Origin of the sequence: Pigmentiphaga kullae (genome assembly GCF_004216695.1) — a bacterium.
GTDB classification, from domain to species: domain Bacteria; phylum Pseudomonadota; class Gammaproteobacteria; order Burkholderiales; family Burkholderiaceae_B; genus Pigmentiphaga; species Pigmentiphaga kullae.
In genome coordinates, this window is the sequence record NZ_SGXC01000002.1 from 513941 (window position 1) to 535126 (window position 21186).

Sequence of the window (21186 nt, forward strand, 5' to 3'; positions counted from 1 at the left end):
TTCCTAGCGAGAATTAAATGATCCGCATGTTTTCGACATCTGCTACCAGTCTGACCGCGTCCTCTGCAGTCAAGGGTGCCGGCCGGGTGCTGGCGGCTCTGGTGCTTTCTAGTGCCGCTGTCGGCGCGGCTCATGCCCAGGCATCCCAGGCCCCGGTCAAGATCGGCTTCGTCAATACCGAGCGGATCTTCCGCGACGCCGCGCCGGCCAAGGCCGCCCAGGCCAAGATCGAAGCCGACTTCAAGAAGCGCGATGCCGAGCTGCAAGACATGGCCAATCGCCTGCGCACCCAGTCCGAGCAGCTGGACAAGGACAGCGCCGTGCTGTCCGAGTCCGACCGGACCCGCCGCCAGCGCGACCTGAGCGACCTCGACAAGGACTTCCAGCGCAAGCGCCGCGAGTTCCAGGAGGACCTGAACCAGCGCCGCAACGAGGAGCTCTCGCAGATCCTCGAGCGCGCCAACCGCGTGATCAAGCAGATCGCCGAGCAGGAAAACTACGACCTGATCTTCCAGGAAGCCGTCGTGGTCAGCCCGCGCGTCGACATCACCGACAAGGTCCTGAAGGCCCTGAACAGCGGCGCCAAATAATTGCGCCGCTCTCGCATGTTCCTGTCGTCCGCGCGAGCTTCGCATGCCCATCCTGCTTGACACGACCAAGGCGCCGGTACTGCAAAGGCTGCTCGACGAAACCGATACCACCGGGTTGACGTGGTCGATCGAGCCGGGGGGCGCGCAAGCGCTTCCCAGCGCCGAAGTCGTGGTCGCGGGCATCGCGAATCTCGAGCATGCGGGCCCCCAGGAACTGAGTTTCGTCGCCAATCCCCGTTACCAGTCGCAACTGATCGATGCCCAGGCAGCGGTCGTGCTGGTCACGGCCGAGGTGGCGCAGGCCTATCGCGACAGTCTCGCGCAGGCCGGCCGCGCCGACCAGGCGCTGCCGCTGGTGGTCTGCAATTCGCCCTATCTGCTGTTTGCGCGGATAGGGCAGTGGTTCGACCGGCAGTTGCATTCCCAGCCCGCCGGCGCCATTCATCCGTCGGCAGTCGTCGCACCCGGCGCCATCGTCGATCCCAGCGCCCACGTGGGGCCGCTCGCGGTCATCGAGGCCGGTGTCGAGATCGGGCCGCGCGCCCGTATCGGCGCGGGCTGCGTGGTGGGCGAGGGCTGTCGCATCGGCGCCGATACGGTGCTGCATCCGCGTGTCACGCTGTACCGGGGGGTCAGCATGGGCGCGCGTTGTGTCATCCTTTCCGGCGCGGTCATCGGCGACGACGGCTTCGGCTTCGCGCCGGATCCGTCGCGGGCCAAGGGCGCCTGGACCAAGATCCCGCAGTTCGGCGGCGTGCGCATCGGCGACGACGTCGAGGTCGGCGCCAATACCACCATCGACCGCGGCGCGCTGGACGATACCGTCATCGGCAACGGCGTCAAGATCGACAACCAGATCATGATCGGCCACAACTGCCGCATCGGCGACCACACCGCGATGGCCGCCTGCGTAGGCATCGCCGGATCGACCACCATCGGCCAGCGCTGCTCCATCGGCGGGGCCGCGATGATAGGGGGCCACCTGAAGATCGGCGACGACGTCTTCATCTCGGCGGCCACCCCGGTGCACAGCAACATCGACAAGCCGGGGCAGTACACTGGTTTCTTCCCGATGACCGAGCACGCCCAGTGGGAGCGCAACGCCGTCGCTGTCAGGCACCTGGCCACGATGGCCAAGCGTATCAAGGCGCTGGAAAAGAAGTAAAAGGCGGGCGGGCGCCGCAGCGGCCCGCCGCGCATCAAATACTGGAATCTGTATGGAAATGGACATCAAGGGGATACTCGACCATTTGCCGCATCGCTATCCGATGCTGCTCATCGATCGGGTCATCGACGTCAAGCCCGGGGAATCCATCCTCGCGATCAAGAACGTGTCGATCAACGAACCGTTCTTCACCGGCCATTTCCCCCATCACCCCGTCATGCCGGGCGTGCTGATCCTGGAAGCCATGGCCCAGGCGGCCGCCATCACGTCGTTTACCGCGGCCGGCAAGAAGCCCGACGACAACACGGTGTACTACTTCGTCGGCATCGACGGCGCCCGCTTCAAGCGGCCCGTGGTCCCGGGCGACCAGCTGCGCCTGGAAGTCAACGTCGAACGTTCGTCGCGCGGCATCTGGAAGTACAACGGCAAGGCGCTGGTGGACGGGCAGGTCGCGGCCGAGGCCGACCTGATGTGCACCATGCGCATCCTTGAACCCTGACGGAAATTTTTCGTGGCGAGGATACATCCCACCGCACTCGTCGACCCGGCCGCGCAGCTGGACGACAGCGTGACGATAGGCCCGTTCAGCATGATCGGGCCGAACGTGCGCATAGGCGCCGATACCGAGGTCGGTCCGCATTGCGTCATCGACGGCCATACGACGATAGGGCGGGGCAACCGTTTCTTTCCGTCGTGCTCGGTCGGCGCCGAGCCGCAGGACAAGAAGTACGCCGGCGAGCCGACCCGCCTCGAGATCGGCGACCGCAACACCATACGCGAGTGCTGCACCCTGAACACCGGCACGGTGCAGGACGCCGGCGCGACGCGCCTGGGCAATGACAACTGGATCATGGCCTACGTGCACGTGGCGCACGACTGCCAGCTGGGCAGCCACATCATCCTGGCCAACGGCACGCAGCTGGCCGGTCACGTGCACATCGGCGACCACGTCTTCCTGGGCGGCATGACCGGCGTGCACCAGTTCGTCAAGATCGGCGCGCATGCCATGACCAGCGTCCATTCGACGCTGCTGCAGGATCTGCCGCCGTTCGTCACGTCCTCGGGCAGCCCGGCACGTGCCGTGGGCATCAACGTCGAGGGCCTGAAGCGGCGCGGCTTCACGCCGGCGCAGATATCCGGCCTGCGGGCGGCCTACAAGACGCTGTACCGCCAGAACCTGACGCTGGACGAGGCGCGCACGGCGCTGCAGGCCAAGCGCGCCGAGGATCCCGAGCTCGACGCCCCGCTGTCCACCTTGCTGGCCTTCCTCGATACCGCCACCCGCGGTATCGTGCGCTGACGGAGGCCGGCGTGCCGGACGAGGGCAAGACGTCCATCGGCATGGTGGCGGGAGAGCCTTCGGGCGATCTGCTGGCGGCCACGGTGGTCGAGGCCCTGCGCGAACGGGCGCCGCAGCTGGCCCTGGCGGGCATAGGCGGCCCCAGGATGCAGGCCCAGGGCTTCGATGCCTGGTATCCCATGCACAAACTGGCCGTGAACGGCTACGCCGACGTGCTGATGCACCTGCCGGAACTGCTCAACATCCGCCGCACCCTGCGCGAGCGCTGGCTGGCCGAACGGCCGGCGGCCTTCGTCGGGGTCGATGCGCCTGATTTCAATTTCGGCCTGGAACACGCCCTGCGCGAAGGCGGCATCCCCACCGTGCATTTCATCGGCCCCTCGCTGTGGGCCTGGCGGGGCGAGCGCATCAACAAGATCCGCCAAGCCGTCTCCCACATGCTGGTGGTGTTCCCGTTCGAAGAACAGATCTACCGCGACGCCGGCGTTCCCGTGACCTACGTGGGCCATCCGCTGGCGCGCCTCGTCGACCGCGTACCCGACCGCGCCGCAGCCAGGGCCCGCCACGGCATGGCCGCCGATGCGCGGGTACTGGCGCTGATGCCCGGCAGCCGGGCCGGAGAAGTGCGACACCTTGCCCCGCGCTTCCTGGCCGCCGCCAAGCTGCTGCAGGCGCGCGATCCGGGCCTGCAACTGTGGGCGCCCATGGCCAATGCCGAGCGCGAGCGCGAGTTCCTGGCGCATGCCGCCGCCGTGGGCGGGCTGGCCAACCTGCACACCGTCATAGGCGGCACGCACGACATCCTGGCCGCCTGCAATGCGGTCCTGGTCGCCAGCGGCACCGCCACGCTGGAAGCGGCCCTGTTCAAGCGCCCCATGGTCATTTCCTACGTGCTGCCCCGGCTGTCGTGGTGGATCATGCGGCGCCAGGCCTATCTGCCCTGGGTAGGGCTGCCCAACGTGCTGTGCCGCGACACCGTCGTGCCCGAACTGCTGCAGGACGAGGCCACGCCGCGCGCACTGGCCGACGCGGCCTGGAAGGCGCTGACCGACGAGGCCGCCATTCGCCGGCTGGAAGAACGCTTTACCGCCTTGCATGACGACCTGGTGCGCGATACGCCCGCCCTGGCCAGCCAGGCGATCCTGGAGGTGGCCGGCCATGGCTGAGAAGGGCTGGGTGCAGACCGAACTGGGCTGGACCGCGGTGGAGTCGCCTGGCGCGGACCTGCTGTCGGCCTTCGATGCCGAGACGCTGCTGACCCTGCGCGTGGCGGGCGTGGACGAAGCGGGCCGGGGGCCCTTGGCCGGACCGGTGTACGCGGCGGCCGTCATCCTGGACCCGGCTCGTCCGGTCGAGGGCCTGAACGATTCCAAGATGCTGAGCGAGCGCGCGCGCGACGAACTCGCTCCCCTGATCCAGGAGCGCGCGCTGGCCTGGTGCGTGGCCAGCGTCAGCGTGGCCGAGATCGACACGCTGAACATCCTGAACGCCACCATGCTGGCCATGCGGCGGGCCGTCGAAGGGCTGGGCTGCGCGCCCGACCTGGTGCAGGTGGACGGCAACCGCGCGCCGGCGCTGGCCTGCCGCGTGCAGACCGTGATCGGCGGCGATGCGCAGGTGCAGGCGATCTCGGCCGCATCCATCCTGGCCAAGACCGCGCGCGATGCCGAACTGGTCCGGCTGCACGCCAGCTATCCCATGTACGGCTTCGACCGCCACAAGGGCTACGGCACGCCCGACCACCTGCGCTGCCTGCTGGAGCACGGCCCGTGCCCGGAACACCGCCGCAGTTTCGAACCCGTTCGCCGGGCCCTGGGCATCCCCGAGCCGGAAACGCTGGTTGCCCAGGTGATGGACAGCCTGCTGCCTTGGGACGACCTGCCCGAACCCGAGGCGCCGGCTCCGCGCCGCCGCCGTGCCAAACCGCGCGCCTAGCCGCGCGGACCGCCGCCTGGAACACCGATCATGAAACGCATCGCCTCGCGCGACAATCCTCTATTCAAGTCGCTGCGCAAGCTGACGCAGGCCTCCCAGGCGCGGCGCGAGGCGGGCCTGTCCGTGCTGGAAGGCGTGCACCTGTGCCAGGCCTACCTGCAATGGCGGGGCCTGCCACGGCATGCGGTCTTCGATGCCCGGCGGCTGGAAGGCGATCGGGGCAGCGCCGAAGTCATGGCCTTGCGCGACGAGATACCCGCCGACCGCCAGGTCTGGCTGGACGGCAACCTGATCGATGACCTGGAGCACGTGCAGGCTGGTCAGGGCGTGGTGTTCGTGGTCGAGACCCCGGCGCCGCCGCTGCCCGAGCGCGTGGCGGAGAGCTGCGTGCTGCTCGATCGGGTCCAGGACCCCGGCAACGTCGGCTCCATCCTGCGTACCTGCGCGGCGGCCGGCGTGCGCCATGTCTTCCTGTCGGACGAGACCGCCTTCGCCTGGTCGCCCAAGGTGCTGCGCTCGGGGCAGGGGGCGCATTTCTCGCTCACCATCCATGAACGGGTCGATTTGCCGGCCCTGCTGCCGCGCCTGGACCTGCCGCTGGTGGCGACCACGCTGGAAGATGCCGTCGGCCTGTACCGGGCCGAGCTGCCGCGGCAGTGCGCCTGGGTCTTCGGCAACGAAGGGCAGGGCGTGCGCGCCGAGCTGCAGGCCGCCGCCGCGCTGCGGGTGCGCATCCCGCAAGAGCCCGCGGCCGAATCGCTGAACGTGGGGGCGGCGGTGGCGGTGTGCCTGTTCGAGCACCGGCGCCGCTTCGCGCCGGACTAACTCCTCAGGCGGCGTACACCGATTCGAAGGACTTGAACCCCTTCACCTCGATGGGGTTGCCGAACGGGTCGGTGAAGAACATGGTCCATTGCTCGCCGGGCTGGCCCTGGAAGCGGACCTGCGGCTCCAGCACGAACTCCGTGTCGGCCTCCCGCAGGCGCCGCGCCAGCGCCTGCCAGTCCTCCAGCAGCAGAATCACGCCCAGGTGCGGCATGGGCACGAGCTTGTCGCCCACGTGGCCCGTGCGTTCGGTCTTGAACGGCGTGCCCAGGTGCAGCGAGATCTGGTGGCCGAAGAAGTCGAAGTCGACCCAGGTGTCGGTACTGCGGCCCTCGGCGCAGCCCAGGACGTCGCCATAGAAGCGGCGCGCCTGGTCCAGGTCGGTGACGTTGTAGGCCAGGTGGAAGATCGATTGCATGATGGCGGTCGGTGGATGAAAGGTGACGGGGTCAGGCCGGTACGGGCAGGCGCCGGGTGTCCCAGACCTGCGGGTTGACGAGGTGGGCCGGCCGGCGCGCGGCCAGGACCTCGATGATCTGGTCGGCGCACTGTTCGGCGGCGGCGCGCAGGGCCTCGTCCGTGCTGCCGGCAGTGTGGGGCGTCAGCAGTGCGTTGTCCAGTCCGCACAGGGGATGCGTGGCGGGCAGGGGCTCCTGCTCGAAGACGTCCAGCGCGGCGCCGGCGATGCGCTGCTCGCGCAGTGCGCAGGCCAGCGCGTCGCTGTCGATCAGGTCGGCGCGCGCGGTGTTGACCAGGATGGCCGTCGGTTTCATGCGCGCCAGCGCACGGGCGTCGATCATGTGCCGCGTGTCCGCCCGGGAGGGCCGGTGCAGGGACACCACGTCAGACCGTGCCAGCAGTTCGTCCAGAGCCGGGCAGGGCTGCGCGCCCTGGGCGGTGATCTCGCCGGCGGGCACGGCCGGCGAATAAACGATGACCCGCATGCCCAGGCCATGCAGGGCGATGGCGGCGGTCAGCCGGCCGATGGTGCCGAAGCCGACGATGCCCAGGGTCTTGCCGTGCAGCTCCTGCAGGCCGGGCCGGTAGCGGTAGTCCCAGTCGCCGGCGCGCACCGCGTGGTCGCAGGCGGCCAGCCGCTTGCCCATCGCCAGCATCTGCATGATGGCGTGCTCGGCCACCGAGCGGGCATTCGCGGTGGGGGTGTAGACGATGGGAATCGACAGCGCGGTGGCGCGCGCCACGTCGATCTTGTTGGTGCCTATGCCATGGTTGGCGATCACGGCCAGTTGCGTGCCGGCCTCGACGGCGGCGGTATCCAGGCCGGCGTTGCGCGTGATCACGGCCTGGCACGGAGCGATCTCGCGGGCCACGGCGGCCATGTCGGCCGAGCTGGCCATGCGGGCCTCGATACCGGCGGCCTGCAGGCGGGCGATGCCGGCGGGGTGGATGGGCTGGACGACCAGGCAGACGGGTGGGTTCATCGTGTTCCTAGGAAAAGAAAATCAGGGAGTGGCCAGGACGTCGGCCAGCAGGCGCGTGCCCAGCGCGAAATCGTCCATGTCCATGTGTTCGTCGGGGTTGTGCGAGCCGTGGTCGTTGCGCACGAACACCATGCCGGTGGGCACGCCGCGCTGGGCGAACACCGCCGCGTCGTGCCCCGCGCCGCTGGCCATGCGGCGCGCGGCGATGCCGTGGCGGGCCGCGGCGGCTGCCAGCGCCTCCTGGACGCCTGCGTCCATCAGCGCGGGCTCCGAGCCGGTCCTGGGGCCCAACTCGATGCGCGTACCGGTCGCTTGCGCCAGCCGGCGCGCATGGGCGTCCAGCAGGGCGTCGACCTCGTCCAGCATCGCGCGGTCCTGGCTGCGCACGTCCACGCACAGGTCCACCTCGCCGGCCACCTTGCTGAACGCGTGCTGGGCGGGATCGGTGGAGAACTTGCCGAAGGTCACGACCAGATCGCGGCCCTGCGCTTCCAGCCGCTCCCAGTCGTCGTCGAGGGCCGCCACCAGCAGGGCGGCGGCGCGCACGGCATCGCGCCGGCCGGCGCGCGGCACGGCGCCGGAATGCGCATAGCTGCCCAGGACGCGCGCGTCGCGGTAGCGCAGGCTGCCTCGTATGCCGGTGACGATGCCCACTGGCAGCGCCTCGTCCACCAGCACCGGGCCTTGCTCGATGTGCAGCTCGACGAAGCGGGCGATGCGCGCGGGGTCCAGCCAGGCGGCGCCGAACGCGGCGGGGTCGCCGCCGCATTCGGCCAGGTGCTCGGCCAGCGGGCGGCCGGTGTCGGCGCGCCGCAGTTGCAGCGCGTCGCGGCCGACCAGTCCGAAGGCGGCCTTGCTGCCCAGGTAGGAATAGGGAAACCAGGTGCTTTCCTCGGCGCGCACGGCCATCACCGTCACGTCCGCCGGCGGCACGAATCCGGCCGCCCGCCAGCCCGCCAGCACCGCCAGCCCGGCCACCACGCCGGCAGCGCCGTCGTAGTTGCCGCCGGCCGGCACCGAATCCAGGTGCGACCCCGTCATGACGCGGGGTGCCCGCCGGTCGCGGCCGGGCAGCGTCAGGTACAGGTTCAGCGCGGCGTCGTGCGCGATCTCCAGGTCCAGCGCGCGGGCAAGGCGCTCGGCCTCGTCGTGCGCGCGCTGTTCCCCCAGACCGTAGGCATCGCGCGTGATGCCCACGCCGTCGTGGCCGTCGCGCCGCAGTTGCGCGAACAGCGCCGCGGCCAGCGCGAGGTCGGGCGGCGGGACGTTCATCGCGCGGACGGCAGCGCGTAGCTGGATTCGTCGATGGGATCGAGCTGGTGCTCGAGCAGCGTGCCGTGGCCGCTGATGGACGTGCGCAGGCCCAGCAGGCGCAGGCAGGCCCAGAAGCACGCCTGGTTGCTGGTCACGACCGGCTTGCCCAGCTCGCGCTCGATCTCGGCGATGACGTCGAAGGTGGCGAGGTTGGTGCACGAGATGAAGATGGCGTCGGCGTCGGGCCGGTCGATCGCGCGGGCCAGCCGGAACACCATCTCGGGCGGCACGCGGCCGATGCCGCGGCGTTCCTCCTGGGTCTCGCCCAGGCGCAGGCCTTGCAGCGTCAGCACGTCGAAGCCGTAGTCGCGCAGGAATTTGTCCTCGCTTTCGTTGACGAAATCGACGTAGGGGGTGCCCACCGCGATCTTGCGGGCGCCCAGCGCGCGCAGCGCGGCCACGACGGCGCCGGCGGTGGCGATGGCGGGCGTGCCGGTGCGCTGGCTCATGTTGCGGATCAACTCCGGCAACGGGCAGATGATCGAGCCCGAGGTGCAGCCGTAGGCCACCACGTCGACCTCGGCGGTGGCCAGTTCGTCGGCGGCGCCGTTCACCGCCTCGGCCATCTTGTAGTAGGACTCCTCGGTGGCGGGGCCCAGCAGCATGGCGCGGGCGGTGTGGATGGTGACGCCCTCGGGCGCGAGGCGCCAGAACTCGGGTTCGTTGACGGTATTGGTGGACGGCACGATCAGGCCGATCTTGGCCTTCCAGCCGTAGGGGCTATACATGGCGACTGCTTTCATCGAAGACTCCTGGTCTATGAAGGAATGGGAGAATCAGCGGCCCGCCGCGCGCTTGAGTTCCTGCGCGGCCGAGCTGAAGGTGTTGAACAGCGCCGCGGCGTCGTTGGCATAGGGCATCCACCGGATGCCGCGGCCTATCCATTCGGCGGCGCTGGCCGGGTCCTGGCAGCTGAAGCCCCAGGGCACGTCGTGGCGCTGGCAGGTGGCGATGACGTGCTCGGTGGCCTCGACCATGCGCGCATGCTTCATGTCGCCGGGCACGCCCAGCGCCTGCGACAGGTCGTCGGGGCCGATCATGACGGCGTCCAGCCCCGGCACGCGGCAGATGGCGTCCAGGTTGTCCAGGCCGCGCTGCGACTCCATCATGGCCACCGTCAGCGTGTGCTCGTTCATGGCCTGGATCTGCTCCAGCGGCCGGGTCAGCCGGACGTAGTCGGTGTGCGGGCCGCGCATGTTCAGGATGCGTTCGCCGCGCGGGTGGTACTTGGTGGCGCGCAGGATGGATTCGAGCTGTTCGGCCGTCTCCACGTTGGGCAGCAATAGGCCCATGGCGCCGGCGTCCAGCGGCCGCGTATAGTCGTGCGGCTGCATGCCGGCCGGCCGCACGATGGGCACGATGCCGGCTTCGCGCGCGACCAGGCACAGCGTGCCGACCTCGGCGATGGTGAAGTCGCTGTGCTCCATCTCGATCAGCACGAAGTCCAGGCCCGTCACGGCCAGCAGCTTCATGAAGCGCGGGTGGTGCACCAGCGTGGCCCAGGTGCCGAAGGCCGGCTTGCCGGCCTGCCAGAGCGCTTTCAGCGGATTGGTGCGCATGGGCCGCTCCCTATGCCTGGAACGACATCTGGCTGAACTTCCTGGCCGCCTCGGCCAGGTAGTCCACCGCGGCGTTCCAGACCTGGTGCCCCTGCTCGGCGGTGGCGCCGGTCGGGTCGCCCTGGGTGCCGATGGGCGCGTAGTCGCTGATGTCGCTGAACACCGAGAAGCTGGACTTGCCCAGGCTGACCTTGCCGCTGGATACCGTCTTGACGCCGTCCACGAAGGGGCGCAGCGATTCGGTGGCCTGCGCGCGGTCCATGAAAACCAGTTCGGGGCACTTGGCCAGCGCCACCGAGGTCACCATTTCCGAGGCGTGGCCCGAGGGCGACTTCCTGGTCTTGAACTCCACGCCGCCCACGTCGCGCATCACCGTGAAGACGTCGATGGTGCCGCCCACCGCGCCATGGCGCCGGCGCAGGTTGCGACACACGCTTTCGATGGGGCCGAGCGAGCCGGCATGGATGTTGACGAACATGAAGTGGCGAAAGCCCTGGCCGGCCAGGCCGTCGCACATCTCGTCCAGGTAGCGTTCCAGCGTGGCCATGGACACCGACAGCGTGCCGGGATAGTCCAGGAACATGGCCGAGTAGTTGACCGGAATGATGGGCGTCACGGCAAAGCCGGTCAGCGCGCCGACCTCGGTGGCGATCATCTCGCACAGCCGCAGTTCCGCGCCCGTGGCCAGGTGCGAGCCGTATTGCTCGGTGGCGCCCACCGGGACCAGCAGGGTGTCGTGATTCTTCAGGTAGGCGCGGATGTCCGCGTAGGTGCTGTGGTCGGTTCTCATGAAGCGTTCGTCTCGTTCAGGATGGCGGAATCCCGCCGTTGGGGTGAAGGTGTCATTGGTTCCAGGGCTTGGTCTTCCACAGCTCGCGCAGCGACGCGTCCAGCCGCCGCAGGCTGCTCAGGTATTCCTGCGGCGGCAGGTAGCGCACGGGCAGGAAGGATTTCTGCGCGCGGTCCAGGAACACCGGGTCGGCGGCGCAGGTGCGGATGGCGTCGGACAGCGTCTTGACCACCTCGCGCGGCATGCCCTTGGGGCCGGCGAAGCCGCGCATGGAGCCCGCCACGATGTCGTAGCCGGCTTCCTTGAAGGTGGGCAGCTCGGCGGCCACGGACGAGCGGGCGTCGCTCATCACGCCCAGGACGCGCCAGGGCGAGCCGTTGCGGAAACTCACGGCCTCGTCCACGTTGGCCATGGTGGTGTCGATCACCTTGCCCAGCAGCGCGGTGCGCGCGGGCGCCGCGCCCTGGAACGGCACCGGGGTCAGTTCGATGCCGGCCGACTGCTCCAGCAGCAACAGCGCGATGTGCCCGGCCGAGCCCACGCCCTGCGTGCCCACGGTGATGGCGCCCGGCTTTGCCTTGGCCGCGCGTACCAGGTCCTGGATGGTTTGGATGCCGCTGTCGGCGTGCACGCTGATCGTGCCCGGCGCATCGGCCACGGCGCCCAGGAAGTCGAAGCTGGCGACGGTATAGCGCGTCTGGCGCTCGATCGGGATGCTGACCACGCCGGGCGTGTTGACGATGCCCAGGGTGTAGCCGTCGGGCGCGGCCGTGGCCAGGGCCGACAGGCCAATGTCGCCGCTCGCGCCGGGGCGGTTGGTGACGACGATGGAGGCACCCTTGATCTGGCCTTCCATGCATTGGGCGACAGTGCGCGCGGTCAGGTCGGTGCCGGCGCCCGCGCTGAACGGCACGATCATGGTGATGGGGCGGTCGGGGTAGGCGGCGTGCGCGGCGCGGGCGCCGGCCAGCGCGAAGGCAATGGCGAGGAAACGGAGGGCGGTTTTCATGGAGGCGGTCCGGTGCGTGGAAAACGAGGGGGGCGGCATCATTGGTTCCAGGGCGAGGCCGCCCACAGTTTCTCGAACCGGCCCTGCATGCCCGTCAGCAGGAGCGCATAGTCGTCGCGCGGCAGGTAGCGGACGTTCTGCTCGGCCCCCTTGGCCGCCTGGCGGAACTCGGGGTCGTTGATGGCCTTGTCCACCAGCGCGGACAGCGCCTTGAGCGTTTCCGGCGGCGTGCCGCGCGGCGCGCCCAGTCCGCGTAGCGAACCGCTTTCGATGGGATAGCCGGCCTCGGCGAAGGTGGGCAGGTCCGCCGCCATGGGGGAGCGGCCGGGCGCCATCTGGCCCAGGATGCGCCACTGCTTGCCCTTGGAAAAACCCAGGGCCTCGCCCAGGTTGGCGGTGGCGATGTCGATGTGGCCGCCCAGCAGGGCCGTGGCGACGTCCGCCGTGCCCTTGAAGGGCACGTGCCGCAGCCGTATGCCGGCGGCCTGTTCCAGCAGCAGCATGGAAATGTGGCCGGCCGAGCCCACGCCCGCCGTGCCGTAGGTCAGCGTGCCGGGCGCCTTGCGGGCCGCTTCCACCAGGTCCTGGACGCCGCGCAGGGGGCTGTCGCCGCGCACGCTCAGGGTACCGGGGTCGTCCACGATGTTGGCTACCACGTCGAAGCTGGACAGGCTGAACTGCGCCCGGCGTTCGATGGGAATGGTCAGTACGTTGGGCGTATTGAGGATGGACAGCGTGTAGCCGTCGGGCGCCGCATTGGCGACCGAGGCCATGCCGATCTCGCCGCCGGCGCCGGCGCGGTTCACTACCACCACGCTGCGGCCCGCGTGCTTCTCCATGGTGCGCGCCAGGAGGCGGGCGGTCAGATCGGTGCCGGCGCCCGCCGAAAAGGGCACCACGATGGTGATCGGCCGGTCCGGGTAGGCATGGGCCGGCAGGGCAATTGCCAGGGCCAGCGCGGCGGCCGCTAGAAAGGAGGGGATCTTCATACCTGCTGTTCCATTCAAGAGAGAGGGGTGGCGTACGCGGGATTGCGTGCCGTCTCCTGGGTTATCAAGCAAGTGCTGTGCCATGAAGTTGGTTGAAATTGAATGAATTTAAGTTTATTTGTCTTGTGTTGTTGATTTTTAGATGAAGTTAATCCCACTGCGAGCGGCCAGTGTCAGGCAAGCATGAGGTGGGAGAGGAATGCCAAGGCAGGCATCCGATGGCACCCATGGTATAAACAAAAATCCTTAAACGAAAACGCTTTGTTTTTCGTCTGAGGTCAAATTTTTTCGATTAATTGGAGGTGGGGGCGTGCTACGCGAACTGAAGACGTTTCTCGCGGTCGTGCGCTGGGGAACCTTTGCCGCCGCCGGGTCCCGCATCGGCCTGACGCAGTCGGCCGTCAGCGCCCAGATGCAGCGGCTGGAAGAGGCACTGGGCGCGCCGCTGTTCACCCGCACCGGGCGTTCGGCCACGCTGAACGAGGCGGGCGAGGAAGCGGTGGAGATGGCCCGCCAGATCGTCGGCCTGTTCGACGAACTGGCGGTGCGGGTGACCAGCCGCGAGCTGCGCGGCACGGTCAGGATGGGGGCGATCCAGACCGCCCAGGTGGGCATGCTGCCGGGGGCGCTGGGCATCCTGCGGGACCGGCATCCCCTGGTGTCGGTGCGGCTGGTGCACGGCTCGTCGCTGTTTCTGATCGGCCAGGTCGACAGCGGCGAGCTGGACGCCGCGCTGATGATCGCGCCGCCTTTCATGCTGCCGCGGGAACTGCTGTGGCAGCCGCTGGTGCGCGAACCCTTCGTCCTGGCGGTGCCGGGCGAGGTCCCGGGCGACGATTGGCGCCAGTTGCTGGCCACTCATCCCTTCATCCGCTACGACCGGGCCTCGTTCGGCGGCAGGGGGGTCGAGCATTTCCTGCGCCGGCACGACCTGCAGGTCGAGGCGATGCTGGACATCGAGGACGTGGATGCCATGGTGGCGATGGTGGCGGCCGGGCTGGGCGTGTCGCTGGTGCCGGTTACGCGCAGGAACTGCCTGCCGCCGGGCGTGCGGGCGGTCTCGCTGGGCGACGACATCTTCCACCGCGAACTGGGCTTGGTCATGCCCCGCGAGCCCAGGCGGCGCGAACTGCTGAATGTGTTGCGGGAGTGCCTGGAGGTCGCCGCCCGACCCCACGCGGCCGAGAGCGAGGCGCTGGCGCGCCCGCCCGCCGCTTCTTCCCGGTCTTAGTAGAACCGGCCTTCCAGCCCGATCTTCTGCAGCACCGTGGTCGAGATTTCCTCTATCGACTTGGTGGTGGTCGACAGCCAGCGGATGCTTTCGCGGCGCATCAGCTTCTCGGCCTCGGCCACCTCGTAGCGGCACTGTTCCAGCGACGCGTAGCGGCTGTCGGGCCGGCGCTCGTTGCGCACCTCGGCCAGGCGTTCGGGCTGGATGGTCAGCCCGAACAGCTTGGCCCGGTGCGGCAGGATGGCCGAGGGCAGGGCGCCGCGCTCGAAATCGTCGGGAATCAGCGGCACATTGGCGGCCTTGATCCCGTACTGCATGGCCAGATAGAGGCTGGTGGGCGTCTTGCCGCAGCGCGACACCCCCACCAGGATCACGTCGGCCTGCTCCAGGCCCTTGATGAACTGCCCGTCGTCGTGCGCCAGGCTGAAGTTGATGGCCTCGATCCGGCTCTGGTACTGCTTGGTGTTGGCCATGTTGTGCGAGCGGCCGATCGAATGGCTGGATTTGATGTTCAGTTCCTGCTCGATGGGCTCGACGAAGGTCGAGAACAGGTCCAGGAACAGGCCGTTGGCCTGGCGTACGCGGGTGTTGATCTCGGAATTGACCAGGGTGCTGAAGACGATGGGGCGCTGTCCGTCCGCGGTGAAGGCGGCGTCGATCCGGGCCGCTACGTCGGCCGCTTTATCCACCGAATCGATGAAAGGGAGCCTGATATGGCGGAAGCGGGCGTTCTCGAACTGAGCCAGGACCGAGTGGGCGAAGGTCTCGGCGGTAATGCCGGTGCCGTCGGAGACCACGAATACGGTGCGCAGGTACGAATTCGCGGCGGGAGCGGATTGAGGCATGGATATCTCGCAAAAACAGGGTTTCCGGGGATGGGAAAGGCAAACGAAGCAACCGATGTGCAGAAAGCCTGGCGGCCGGCGTACAATCCTGGGATTACCCCGGTTACGCATGGCGCGCGCCCCAGGCTTTAGGAGCCGGGCCGCGGCGGAGGCGGGTTTGGCCAGCACACCACGCCCGGCGCGTGTGCTCGCCAAACAAGCTTTCTTGCCATTGTAATAGGGGACTTTCATGTCTTATGTTGTGCCGTTCGAGCAACTCCGGATGACGGATGTTGACTCGGTAGGAGGAAAGAACGCCTCACTTGGAGAGATGATCAGCCAGCTCACCGGCGCCGGCGTCCGCGTGCCCGGGGGTTTTGCCACGACGGCAGAGGCTTTCCGCGATTTCCTGAAGGATTCGGGTCTGGATACCCGGATCAACGATCGCCTGTCTTCCCTGAATCCGGAAGACGTGCGCGCGCTTGCCGAAACCGGCGCGGAAATCCGGCAATGGATCGTCGACGCTCCTTTCTCGGCCAAGTTCGAGAAGGACATCCGTGAATCGTTCGCCAAGCTCGACGCCGACGGCAAGGGCTCGTTCGCCGTCCGTTCGTCCGCCACCGCCGAAGACCTGCCCGATGCCTCGTTCGCCGGCCAGCAGGAAACCTTCCTGAACGTGGTCGGCATCGACGACGTGCTGGACAAGATCCGCCACGTGTTCGCGTCGCTGTACAACGACCGCGCCATCTCGTATCGCGTGCACAAGGGCTTCGCCCATGCCGACGTGGCCCTGTCCGCCGGCATCCAGCGCATGGTCCGCTCCGACACCGGCGCGGCCGGCGTCATGTTCACCATCGACACCGAATCGGGCTTCCCCGACGTCGTCTTCATCACCTCGTCCTACGGCCTGGGCGAAACGGTGGTGCAGGGCGCGGTCAACCCCGACGAGTTCTACGTCTTCAAGCCCACGCTGGCCGCCGGCAAGTATCCCATCGTCAGCCGCCGCATCGGCTCCAAGCTGATCAAGATGGAATTCGACCCGGCCCGCACCGAAGGCCGCGCCGTGCGCACGGTCGACGTCGCGCCCGAGCTGCGCAACCGCTTCTCGCTGTCCGACGAAGACGTCATCGAGCTGGCGCGCTACGCCGTCATCATCGAGAAACACTACGGCCGTCCCATGGACATCGAGTGGGGCCGCGACGGCAACGACGGCAAGATCTACATCCTGCAAGCCCGCCCGGAAACCGTGAAGTCGCAGCAGTCCGGCAACGACGTGCAGCAGCGCTACCGCCTGAAGGCCACCGGCAACGTGCTGGTCACCGGCCGCGCCATCGGCCAGAAGATCGGCTCGGGCCCCGTGCGCCTGGTGGGCGACATCGCCGACATGGACAAGGTCCAGCCCGGCGACGTGCTGGTCACCGACATGACCGATCCCAACTGGGAGCCGGTCATGAAGCGCGCCTCGGCCATCGTCACCAACCGTGGCGGCCGTACCTGCCACGCGGCCATCATCGCGCGTGAACTGGGCATCCCGGCGGTCGTCGGCAGCGGCGACGCCACCGACGTCCTGAAGGACGGCGCCATGGTCACCGTGTCCTGCGCCGAAGGCGACGAGGGCCGGATCTACGACGGCCTGCTGGAAACCGAGGTCGAGGAAGTCCGCCGCGGGGAAATGCCTCCCATCGACGTCAAGATCATGATGAACGTGGGCAACCCGCAGCTCGCCTACGACTTCGCGCAGATCCCGAACGGCGGCGTGGGCCTGGCCCGCCTGGAATTCATCATCAACAACAACATCGGCATCCACCCCAAGGCCATCCTCGACTATCCGAATGTCGACGGCGACCTGAAGAAGGCGGTGGAGTCGGTGGCCCGGGGCTACGCCAGCCCGCGCGCGTTCTTCGTCGACAAGCTGGCCGAAGGCATCGCCACGATCGCCGCGGCCTTCTACCCCAAGTCCGTCATCGTGCGCATGTCCGACTTCAAGTCGAACGAATACCGCAAGCTGATCGGCGGCTCGCGCTACGAGCCCGAGGAAGAGAACCCCATGCTGGGCTTCCGCGGCGCGTCGCGCTACATCGCCGACGAGTTCGCCGAGTGCTTCCGCATGGAATGCGAGGCGCTGCGCCGCGTGCGCCAGGACATGGGCCTGACCAACGTCGAGATCATGGTTCCCTTCGTGCGCACGCTCAAGCAGGCAGAGCGCGTAGTGGGCCTCTTGGCCGACAACCAGCTCAAGCGCGGCGAAAACGGCCTGCGCCTGATCATGATGTGCGAAGTGCCGTCCAACGCGGTGCTGGCCGAGCAGTTCCTCGAGCACTTCGACGGCTTCTCGATCGGTTCGAACGACCTGACCCAGCTCACCCTGGGCCTGGACCGCGACTCGGGCCTGGAACTGCTGGCCGCCGACTTCGACGAACGCGACCCGGCCGTGCAGGCGCTGCTGCAGCGTGCCATCGAGGCTTGCCTGAAGGCTGACAAGTACGTCGGCATCTGCGGCCAGGGGCCTTCCGACCATCCCGATTTCGCGGTGTGGCTGAAGAACCAGGGCATCAAGTCGATCTCGCTGAATCCGGATACCGTGGTCGACACCTGGAAGAAGCTCGCTGAATAGGGTCCCCCCTATGCGCTGACTTGCCCCCCCGGGGGGGGGGCGGCACTGGTGGACCGGCGGAGCCGGATCCACTGTGCCCCAGGCGTTCTTTTATTTGCCGATGTCGCGGCGCGCGTTCCTGCAAATTGCGTCGACAAGTGTCTGATGGAGCGCGGCCGGCAAGTCGTGGCCCATGCCCTCGATCAGTAGAAATTCCGAGCCGGGGATGGACGCCGCCGTATCCTCGCCGCAGGCCGGCGGGATCAATGCATCGTCGCTGCCATGTACCACCAGGGTCGGGACACGGATACGGGCAAGCCGTGGCCGTATATCCCCCGTGGCGGCGATCGCGGCGATCTGCCGTCCGAAACCGGCCGGATCGTAGGCGCGGCGGGACTCTTCCAGAATCATGGCGCGGTGCGCTTCCCGATCGATGGGGAAGCGGGTGCCGCCGATGCGGTTCGCAAACGCGAGGCCATGCGCGACGAATCCCTCTTCATCGTCAACGGCGTGGGGCGCCCGCCTGGTCAGCATCGCCATGATGTCGGCCGCCGCCGAAGGCAGACCGGGGTTGCCCGTGCTGGACATGATGGAAGCCAGCGACGACACGCGCTGCGGGTGATCACCGGCCATCAGTTGCGCGATCATGCCGCCCATCGAACGCCCGACGACGTGTGCGCGCTCGATGGACAGGGCGTCCAGCAGGCCGATGGCGTCTGCCGCCATGTCATCGAGGGTGTAAGGCACGTCCGGCTTCCGGCCCGCCGCGATGGCCGTTGCCAAGGCCGCGAAATCCGGAGTGGGTGAGTTCGTGAAATGCTTCGACAGACCCGCATCCCGGTTGTCGAAGCGGATGACGCGAAAACCCTTTGCCACAAGGCTTAGGCAGAAGGGATCCGTCCAGCGGATCATGTAAGTACCAAGACCCGAGATCAGCAGGATGGTGTCGTCGTCTTCGTCACCCAGGCTGTCGTAGCAGACGGTGATGCCGTTGGCTCGCAGGGACTTCATTTGCTTGAACTCGTTTTCTCGATCTGCGTCAACGGAAGGAGCCGGGCGTCTTCGATCGCCGCCGTTCTATGGCCCATGCCCGCCAGATACTCCGCATTGTTCGCGAAATCCAGGAATGACTCGGCGCTGCTTTGTCTGACCATCATGGCCAGGTCCCAGCGTTCGTTTTCCGGGCCGATCAGGAGCGGGCCGCCAGTGCCGAGGAACAGCAGGTCCCCACCGCTTGCGTGCAGGAGCGGCAGTGTGTGGTGGATATAGCGATCGAACGCCTGCGCGCCGCTGATGGGCTCTTTCGGCGCCAGTTCCGGGTTCGCGGCGTAGTCGGCAATCTCGCGAAAGCGCAGCAGGTTCAACATGACGACGTTGCCCTGCATTTTCCTCATGATGAATGCGCGGCCGGATTGCTGCGTGGGTTCCAGGTAGCGAGGGGATGGGGTGGACGATGCCATTTTCGAGATTTTCCTGTTGGGCTTGGCGTGAGCGTTTGCAAATTTTATCCGGGTAAAATTTGATCGTCAATATTACCCGGGTAAATATTTGCAGGCACCGCCAGATCAGCCCACGGCTGCCTCGTAGGTCCAACTGCCTATGGTCAGCGTTTCCTTGCCTCCGGCGGTGGCGAAGTGCAGCTCGTACAGGTCGCGGCCGGCGTTGGCGGGGATCTTGACCGTCATGCCGGCGCGGTCGGCGGCCAGCGGGGCCAGGAGTTGGTATTCAGGCGAGCCGTCGTCGTAGCTGCTGTTGCGCACCAGGATGTAGCCCGGCAGTTCGGGCAGGCTGCCCAGCGTGGCGTAGGGGGTGCCGTTCAGGGTGGATGGAACGGTCGCCGGGGATTCGTTGGTGACCGTCCAGGTCTTGCCCAGCCGCGCCTGCCAGGCGGCACCCAGCGGCGCCAGCGGAAGCAGTTGCTGGCCCACGGGCAGGGTGGTCTCGTTGTAGCCGGCGCCGAACAGGGGGCCGCGCAGCATCAGGTAGCGATAGCGATAGGGCTGGCCGTTCGCGTCGATACCGGACACGACTTCGAAGCGGTAGCTGATGGGGGCATCGCCACCCCACCACCAGCCGTCGCTGCGATAGCTGTATCGGGCGCCGCCGTTCATCGGTTGCCAGGCAGTGCCGTTCCAGGACGACAGCGAGAAGCTGCCGTCCTGGTTGGCGGTGACCCGCGTGGGCTGGTTGTAGTTGGCGTAGACGCCCACAGCGTCGGTCAGCCCGGGCGATGCCGCCACGGGCGGCGCGGTATGGGCGACCAGCGGCGGCAGGGCGCGTATCGTGCCGTCCTCGACCAGGGCGCGCAGCAGTACGCCTTCGGCCAGCGCGCCGGCGCGATAGGTGTCGGGGCGTTGTGCGTTGCCCGTGTTGCCGGTCACCATCAGGGCCAACCGCTGGTCCGGGAGGACGTAGAAGTCGCTCGAGAAAAACGCCGTGCCGCCGTTCTTCTGCCACGCCTGGACGCCGGCCGCGGCCAGGGCGGGATGCCGCACGCTGTCCCAGCCCAGCCCCCATACCCATTCCGGCGAAGGATTGATGGTCAGGCCCCGGGTCTGGTCGGTGCCCATCTGCGCGATGCCGTCGGCCGACACGATGCGCCGCGATTGGTAGGTGCCCCGTTCGAGGAACAGGCGCGCCAGCTTCATCATGTCGCCCGGCGTGGCGGTCAGGCCGCCGGTGGCCAGCGGGCTGACGAACTCTTGGGGGTACTGCCTGCCGCCCGCATATGGCAGCGCGAACGAACCGCCCGTCGGTTTCTTCGTCAGGAAACCGGAGTCGGCCATGCCCAGGGGAGTCAGCACGTTGGCCTGGATGAAGGATGTGTAGTCCTGCTTCGCAAGGGCCGCCACCACCCGTTCGATCATCGTGAAGCCGTCGTTGCAATAGACCGCCAGTTCGCCGGGCAGATGCTTCAGGTGCTCGTCGGCCAGGGCCGCTTCGGCGTTGACCGCGTAGCCCGGCATGGGCTCGAAGGCGAAGGCGTTGCGCATGCTGGTGCCGGGTAGGCCCGAGGAGTGCGAAAGCAGGTGCCGGGTCGTGATCCGGGCGTACTCGGGCGACAGCATGGTGAAGTCGGGCAGGTAGCGCGCCACCGGTGCATCGAGGTCCAGCAGTCCGCGGTCCCGCAGGATCATGGCGGCCAGCGCCGCCAGTACCTTGCTGACCGAACCGATGTTGAAGCGCGTCTGGATGCCGGCTGCGACGTTGTCCTCTACCGAAGCGCGGCCGAAGGCCTGCTGCCAGACCACGGTGTCGTTCTTGAGCAGGGCGATCGAGACCGCGGCCACGTTGTCGGGATCGCCGGACAGGGCGCGCGCGATTTCCTGGCGGCCCCATTCGATGGTCTGCGCGTAGGCGGCGGGCGTCGGGCCGTCGCCCCCACCGCAGCCGGGCAGGACCGCGGCCAGCATGCCGGCCCCGCCATAACCCAGGAATTGCCGTCGGCTGGCGGATGAAGGACAGGCGGGCCTGGGGGCGGGCGGTATGCGCATGGTGGTTCCTCCGGTTGCCGGGGGGCATGGCCGGGCGGCATTTCCCCCAGGCAGGCATAATAGAGGCAGATACGTCACTGCGGCACGTTTCGCGCCGCACGGCCGAGCCGGCGGGCCGCGTCCGCT

Annotated in this window: 21 protein-coding genes; 9 read left to right on the forward strand and 12 right to left on the reverse strand. The window is 68.0% G+C overall.

The window, feature by feature from the left end:
• The first annotated feature begins 26 nt into the window (after positions 1 to 26).
• From EV675_RS16770 to EV675_RS16800, 7 genes are read left to right on the forward strand one after another with little or no spacing between them, the layout of a single operon-like run.
• A complete protein-coding gene (locus tag EV675_RS16770; RefSeq protein WP_087837430.1) occupies positions 27 to 590 on the forward strand; it encodes an OmpH/Skp family outer membrane protein in 564 nt (187 codons plus the stop codon).
• A gap of 43 nt (positions 591 to 633) precedes the next feature.
• A complete protein-coding gene (gene lpxD, locus EV675_RS16775; protein WP_130358371.1) occupies positions 634 to 1755 on the forward strand; it encodes a UDP-3-O-(3-hydroxymyristoyl)glucosamine N-acyltransferase in 1122 nt (373 codons plus the stop codon).
• A 52-nt stretch (positions 1756 to 1807) separates the two neighbouring features.
• Positions 1808 to 2254, forward strand: coding sequence for a 3-hydroxyacyl-ACP dehydratase FabZ (gene fabZ / locus EV675_RS16780; protein WP_087837396.1), 447 nt, complete (start codon positions 1808 to 1810; stop codon positions 2252 to 2254).
• A 12-nt stretch (positions 2255 to 2266) separates the two neighbouring features.
• Positions 2267 to 3055, forward strand: coding sequence for an acyl-ACP--UDP-N-acetylglucosamine O-acyltransferase (gene lpxA / locus EV675_RS16785; RefSeq protein ID WP_130358372.1), 789 nt, complete (start codon positions 2267 to 2269; stop codon positions 3053 to 3055).
• 41 nt (positions 3056 to 3096) lie between these two features.
• Positions 3097 to 4221 (forward strand): lipid-A-disaccharide synthase, encoded by a 1125-nt coding sequence (lpxB, locus tag EV675_RS16790; protein WP_130360139.1) that lies wholly within the window; start codon positions 3097 to 3099, stop codon positions 4219 to 4221.
• A complete protein-coding gene (gene rnhB, locus EV675_RS16795) occupies positions 4214 to 4990 on the forward strand; it encodes a ribonuclease HII (RefSeq protein WP_130358373.1) in 777 nt (258 codons plus the stop codon). The genes lpxB and rnhB overlap by 8 nt, the downstream gene beginning before the upstream one ends.
• Positions 4991 to 5020: 30 nt before the next feature.
• A complete protein-coding gene (locus tag EV675_RS16800; RefSeq protein WP_130358374.1) occupies positions 5021 to 5815 on the forward strand; it encodes a TrmH family RNA methyltransferase in 795 nt (264 codons plus the stop codon).
• 4 nt (positions 5816 to 5819) lie between these two features.
• On the opposite strand, the gene EV675_RS16805 is transcribed toward EV675_RS16800, so the two are convergent.
• Genes EV675_RS16805 through EV675_RS16840 form a run of 8 tightly spaced genes read right to left on the reverse strand, consistent with a single transcriptional unit; the run spans position 5820 to position 12918 of the window.
• Positions 5820 to 6233 carry a VOC family protein gene (locus EV675_RS16805; RefSeq protein WP_130358375.1) on the reverse strand — a complete coding sequence of 138 codons (414 nt, stop codon included), beginning with the start codon at positions 6231 to 6233 and terminating at the stop codon, positions 5820 to 5822.
• Positions 6234 to 6264: 31 nt separating this feature from the next.
• Positions 6265 to 7257, reverse strand: a complete 993-nt coding sequence (locus tag EV675_RS16810; protein WP_130358376.1) for a hydroxyacid dehydrogenase — start codon at positions 7255 to 7257, stop codon at positions 6265 to 6267.
• 21 nt (positions 7258 to 7278) lie between these two features.
• Positions 7279 to 8529 carry a Zn-dependent hydrolase gene (locus EV675_RS16815; RefSeq protein ID WP_130358377.1) on the reverse strand — a complete coding sequence of 417 codons (1251 nt, stop codon included), beginning with the start codon at positions 8527 to 8529 and terminating at the stop codon, positions 7279 to 7281.
• Positions 8526 to 9314, reverse strand: coding sequence for a maleate cis-trans isomerase family protein (locus EV675_RS16820; RefSeq protein ID WP_124689704.1), 789 nt, complete (start codon positions 9312 to 9314; stop codon positions 8526 to 8528). Before EV675_RS16820 ends, EV675_RS16815 begins: the two co-directional genes overlap by 4 nt.
• Positions 9315 to 9347: 33 nt before the next feature.
• Positions 9348 to 10130, reverse strand: a complete 783-nt coding sequence (locus EV675_RS16825) for an HpcH/HpaI aldolase family protein (RefSeq protein ID WP_130358378.1) — start codon at positions 10128 to 10130, stop codon at positions 9348 to 9350.
• A gap of 10 nt (positions 10131 to 10140) precedes the next feature.
• Positions 10141 to 10920 (reverse strand): creatininase family protein, encoded by a 780-nt coding sequence (locus EV675_RS16830; RefSeq protein WP_130358379.1) that lies wholly within the window; start codon positions 10918 to 10920, stop codon positions 10141 to 10143.
• Between the two features lie 52 nt (positions 10921 to 10972).
• Positions 10973 to 11929 (reverse strand): tripartite tricarboxylate transporter substrate binding protein, encoded by a 957-nt coding sequence (locus tag EV675_RS16835; RefSeq protein ID WP_130358380.1) that lies wholly within the window; start codon positions 11927 to 11929, stop codon positions 10973 to 10975.
• 38 nt (positions 11930 to 11967) lie between these two features.
• A complete protein-coding gene (locus tag EV675_RS16840) occupies positions 11968 to 12918 on the reverse strand; it encodes a tripartite tricarboxylate transporter substrate binding protein (protein WP_130358381.1) in 951 nt (316 codons plus the stop codon).
• Between the two features lie 310 nt (positions 12919 to 13228).
• Between EV675_RS16840 and EV675_RS16845 the strand changes: the two genes are divergently transcribed.
• The gene (locus tag EV675_RS16845; RefSeq protein WP_130358382.1) at positions 13229 to 14149 is read left to right on the forward strand and encodes a LysR substrate-binding domain-containing protein; all 921 of its coding nucleotides are present in this window, start codon (positions 13229 to 13231) and stop codon (positions 14147 to 14149) included.
• On the opposite strand, the gene ppsR is transcribed toward EV675_RS16845, so the two are convergent.
• The gene (gene ppsR, locus EV675_RS16850) at positions 14146 to 14994 is read right to left on the reverse strand and encodes a posphoenolpyruvate synthetase regulatory kinase/phosphorylase PpsR (protein WP_130358383.1); all 849 of its coding nucleotides are present in this window, start codon (positions 14992 to 14994) and stop codon (positions 14146 to 14148) included. The two genes, EV675_RS16845 and ppsR, sit on opposite strands and share 4 nt — an antisense overlap.
• Before the next feature lie 229 nt (positions 14995 to 15223).
• On the opposite strand from ppsR, the gene ppsA reads away from it, so the two are divergent.
• Complete coding sequence (gene ppsA, locus EV675_RS16855) at positions 15224 to 17587, forward strand: phosphoenolpyruvate synthase (protein ID WP_130358384.1); 2364 nt, start codon at positions 15224 to 15226, stop codon at positions 17585 to 17587.
• 90 nt (positions 17588 to 17677) lie between these two features.
• On the opposite strand, the gene EV675_RS16860 is transcribed toward ppsA, so the two are convergent.
• The 3 genes from EV675_RS16860 to EV675_RS16870 all read right to left on the reverse strand — a co-directional run bounded on the left by EV675_RS16860 (position 17678) and on the right by EV675_RS16870 (position 21060).
• On the reverse strand, positions 17678 to 18577 hold the full coding sequence (locus EV675_RS16860; protein ID WP_130358385.1) for an alpha/beta fold hydrolase: 900 nt from the start codon (positions 18575 to 18577) through the stop codon (positions 17678 to 17680).
• Complete coding sequence (locus EV675_RS16865; protein ID WP_130358386.1) at positions 18574 to 19026, reverse strand: DUF1330 domain-containing protein; 453 nt, start codon at positions 19024 to 19026, stop codon at positions 18574 to 18576. Before EV675_RS16865 ends, EV675_RS16860 begins: the two co-directional genes overlap by 4 nt.
• Before the next feature lie 105 nt (positions 19027 to 19131).
• Complete coding sequence (locus EV675_RS16870) at positions 19132 to 21060, reverse strand: serine hydrolase domain-containing protein (protein ID WP_130358387.1); 1929 nt, start codon at positions 21058 to 21060, stop codon at positions 19132 to 19134.
• Positions 21061 to 21186: the final 126 nt, after the last annotated feature.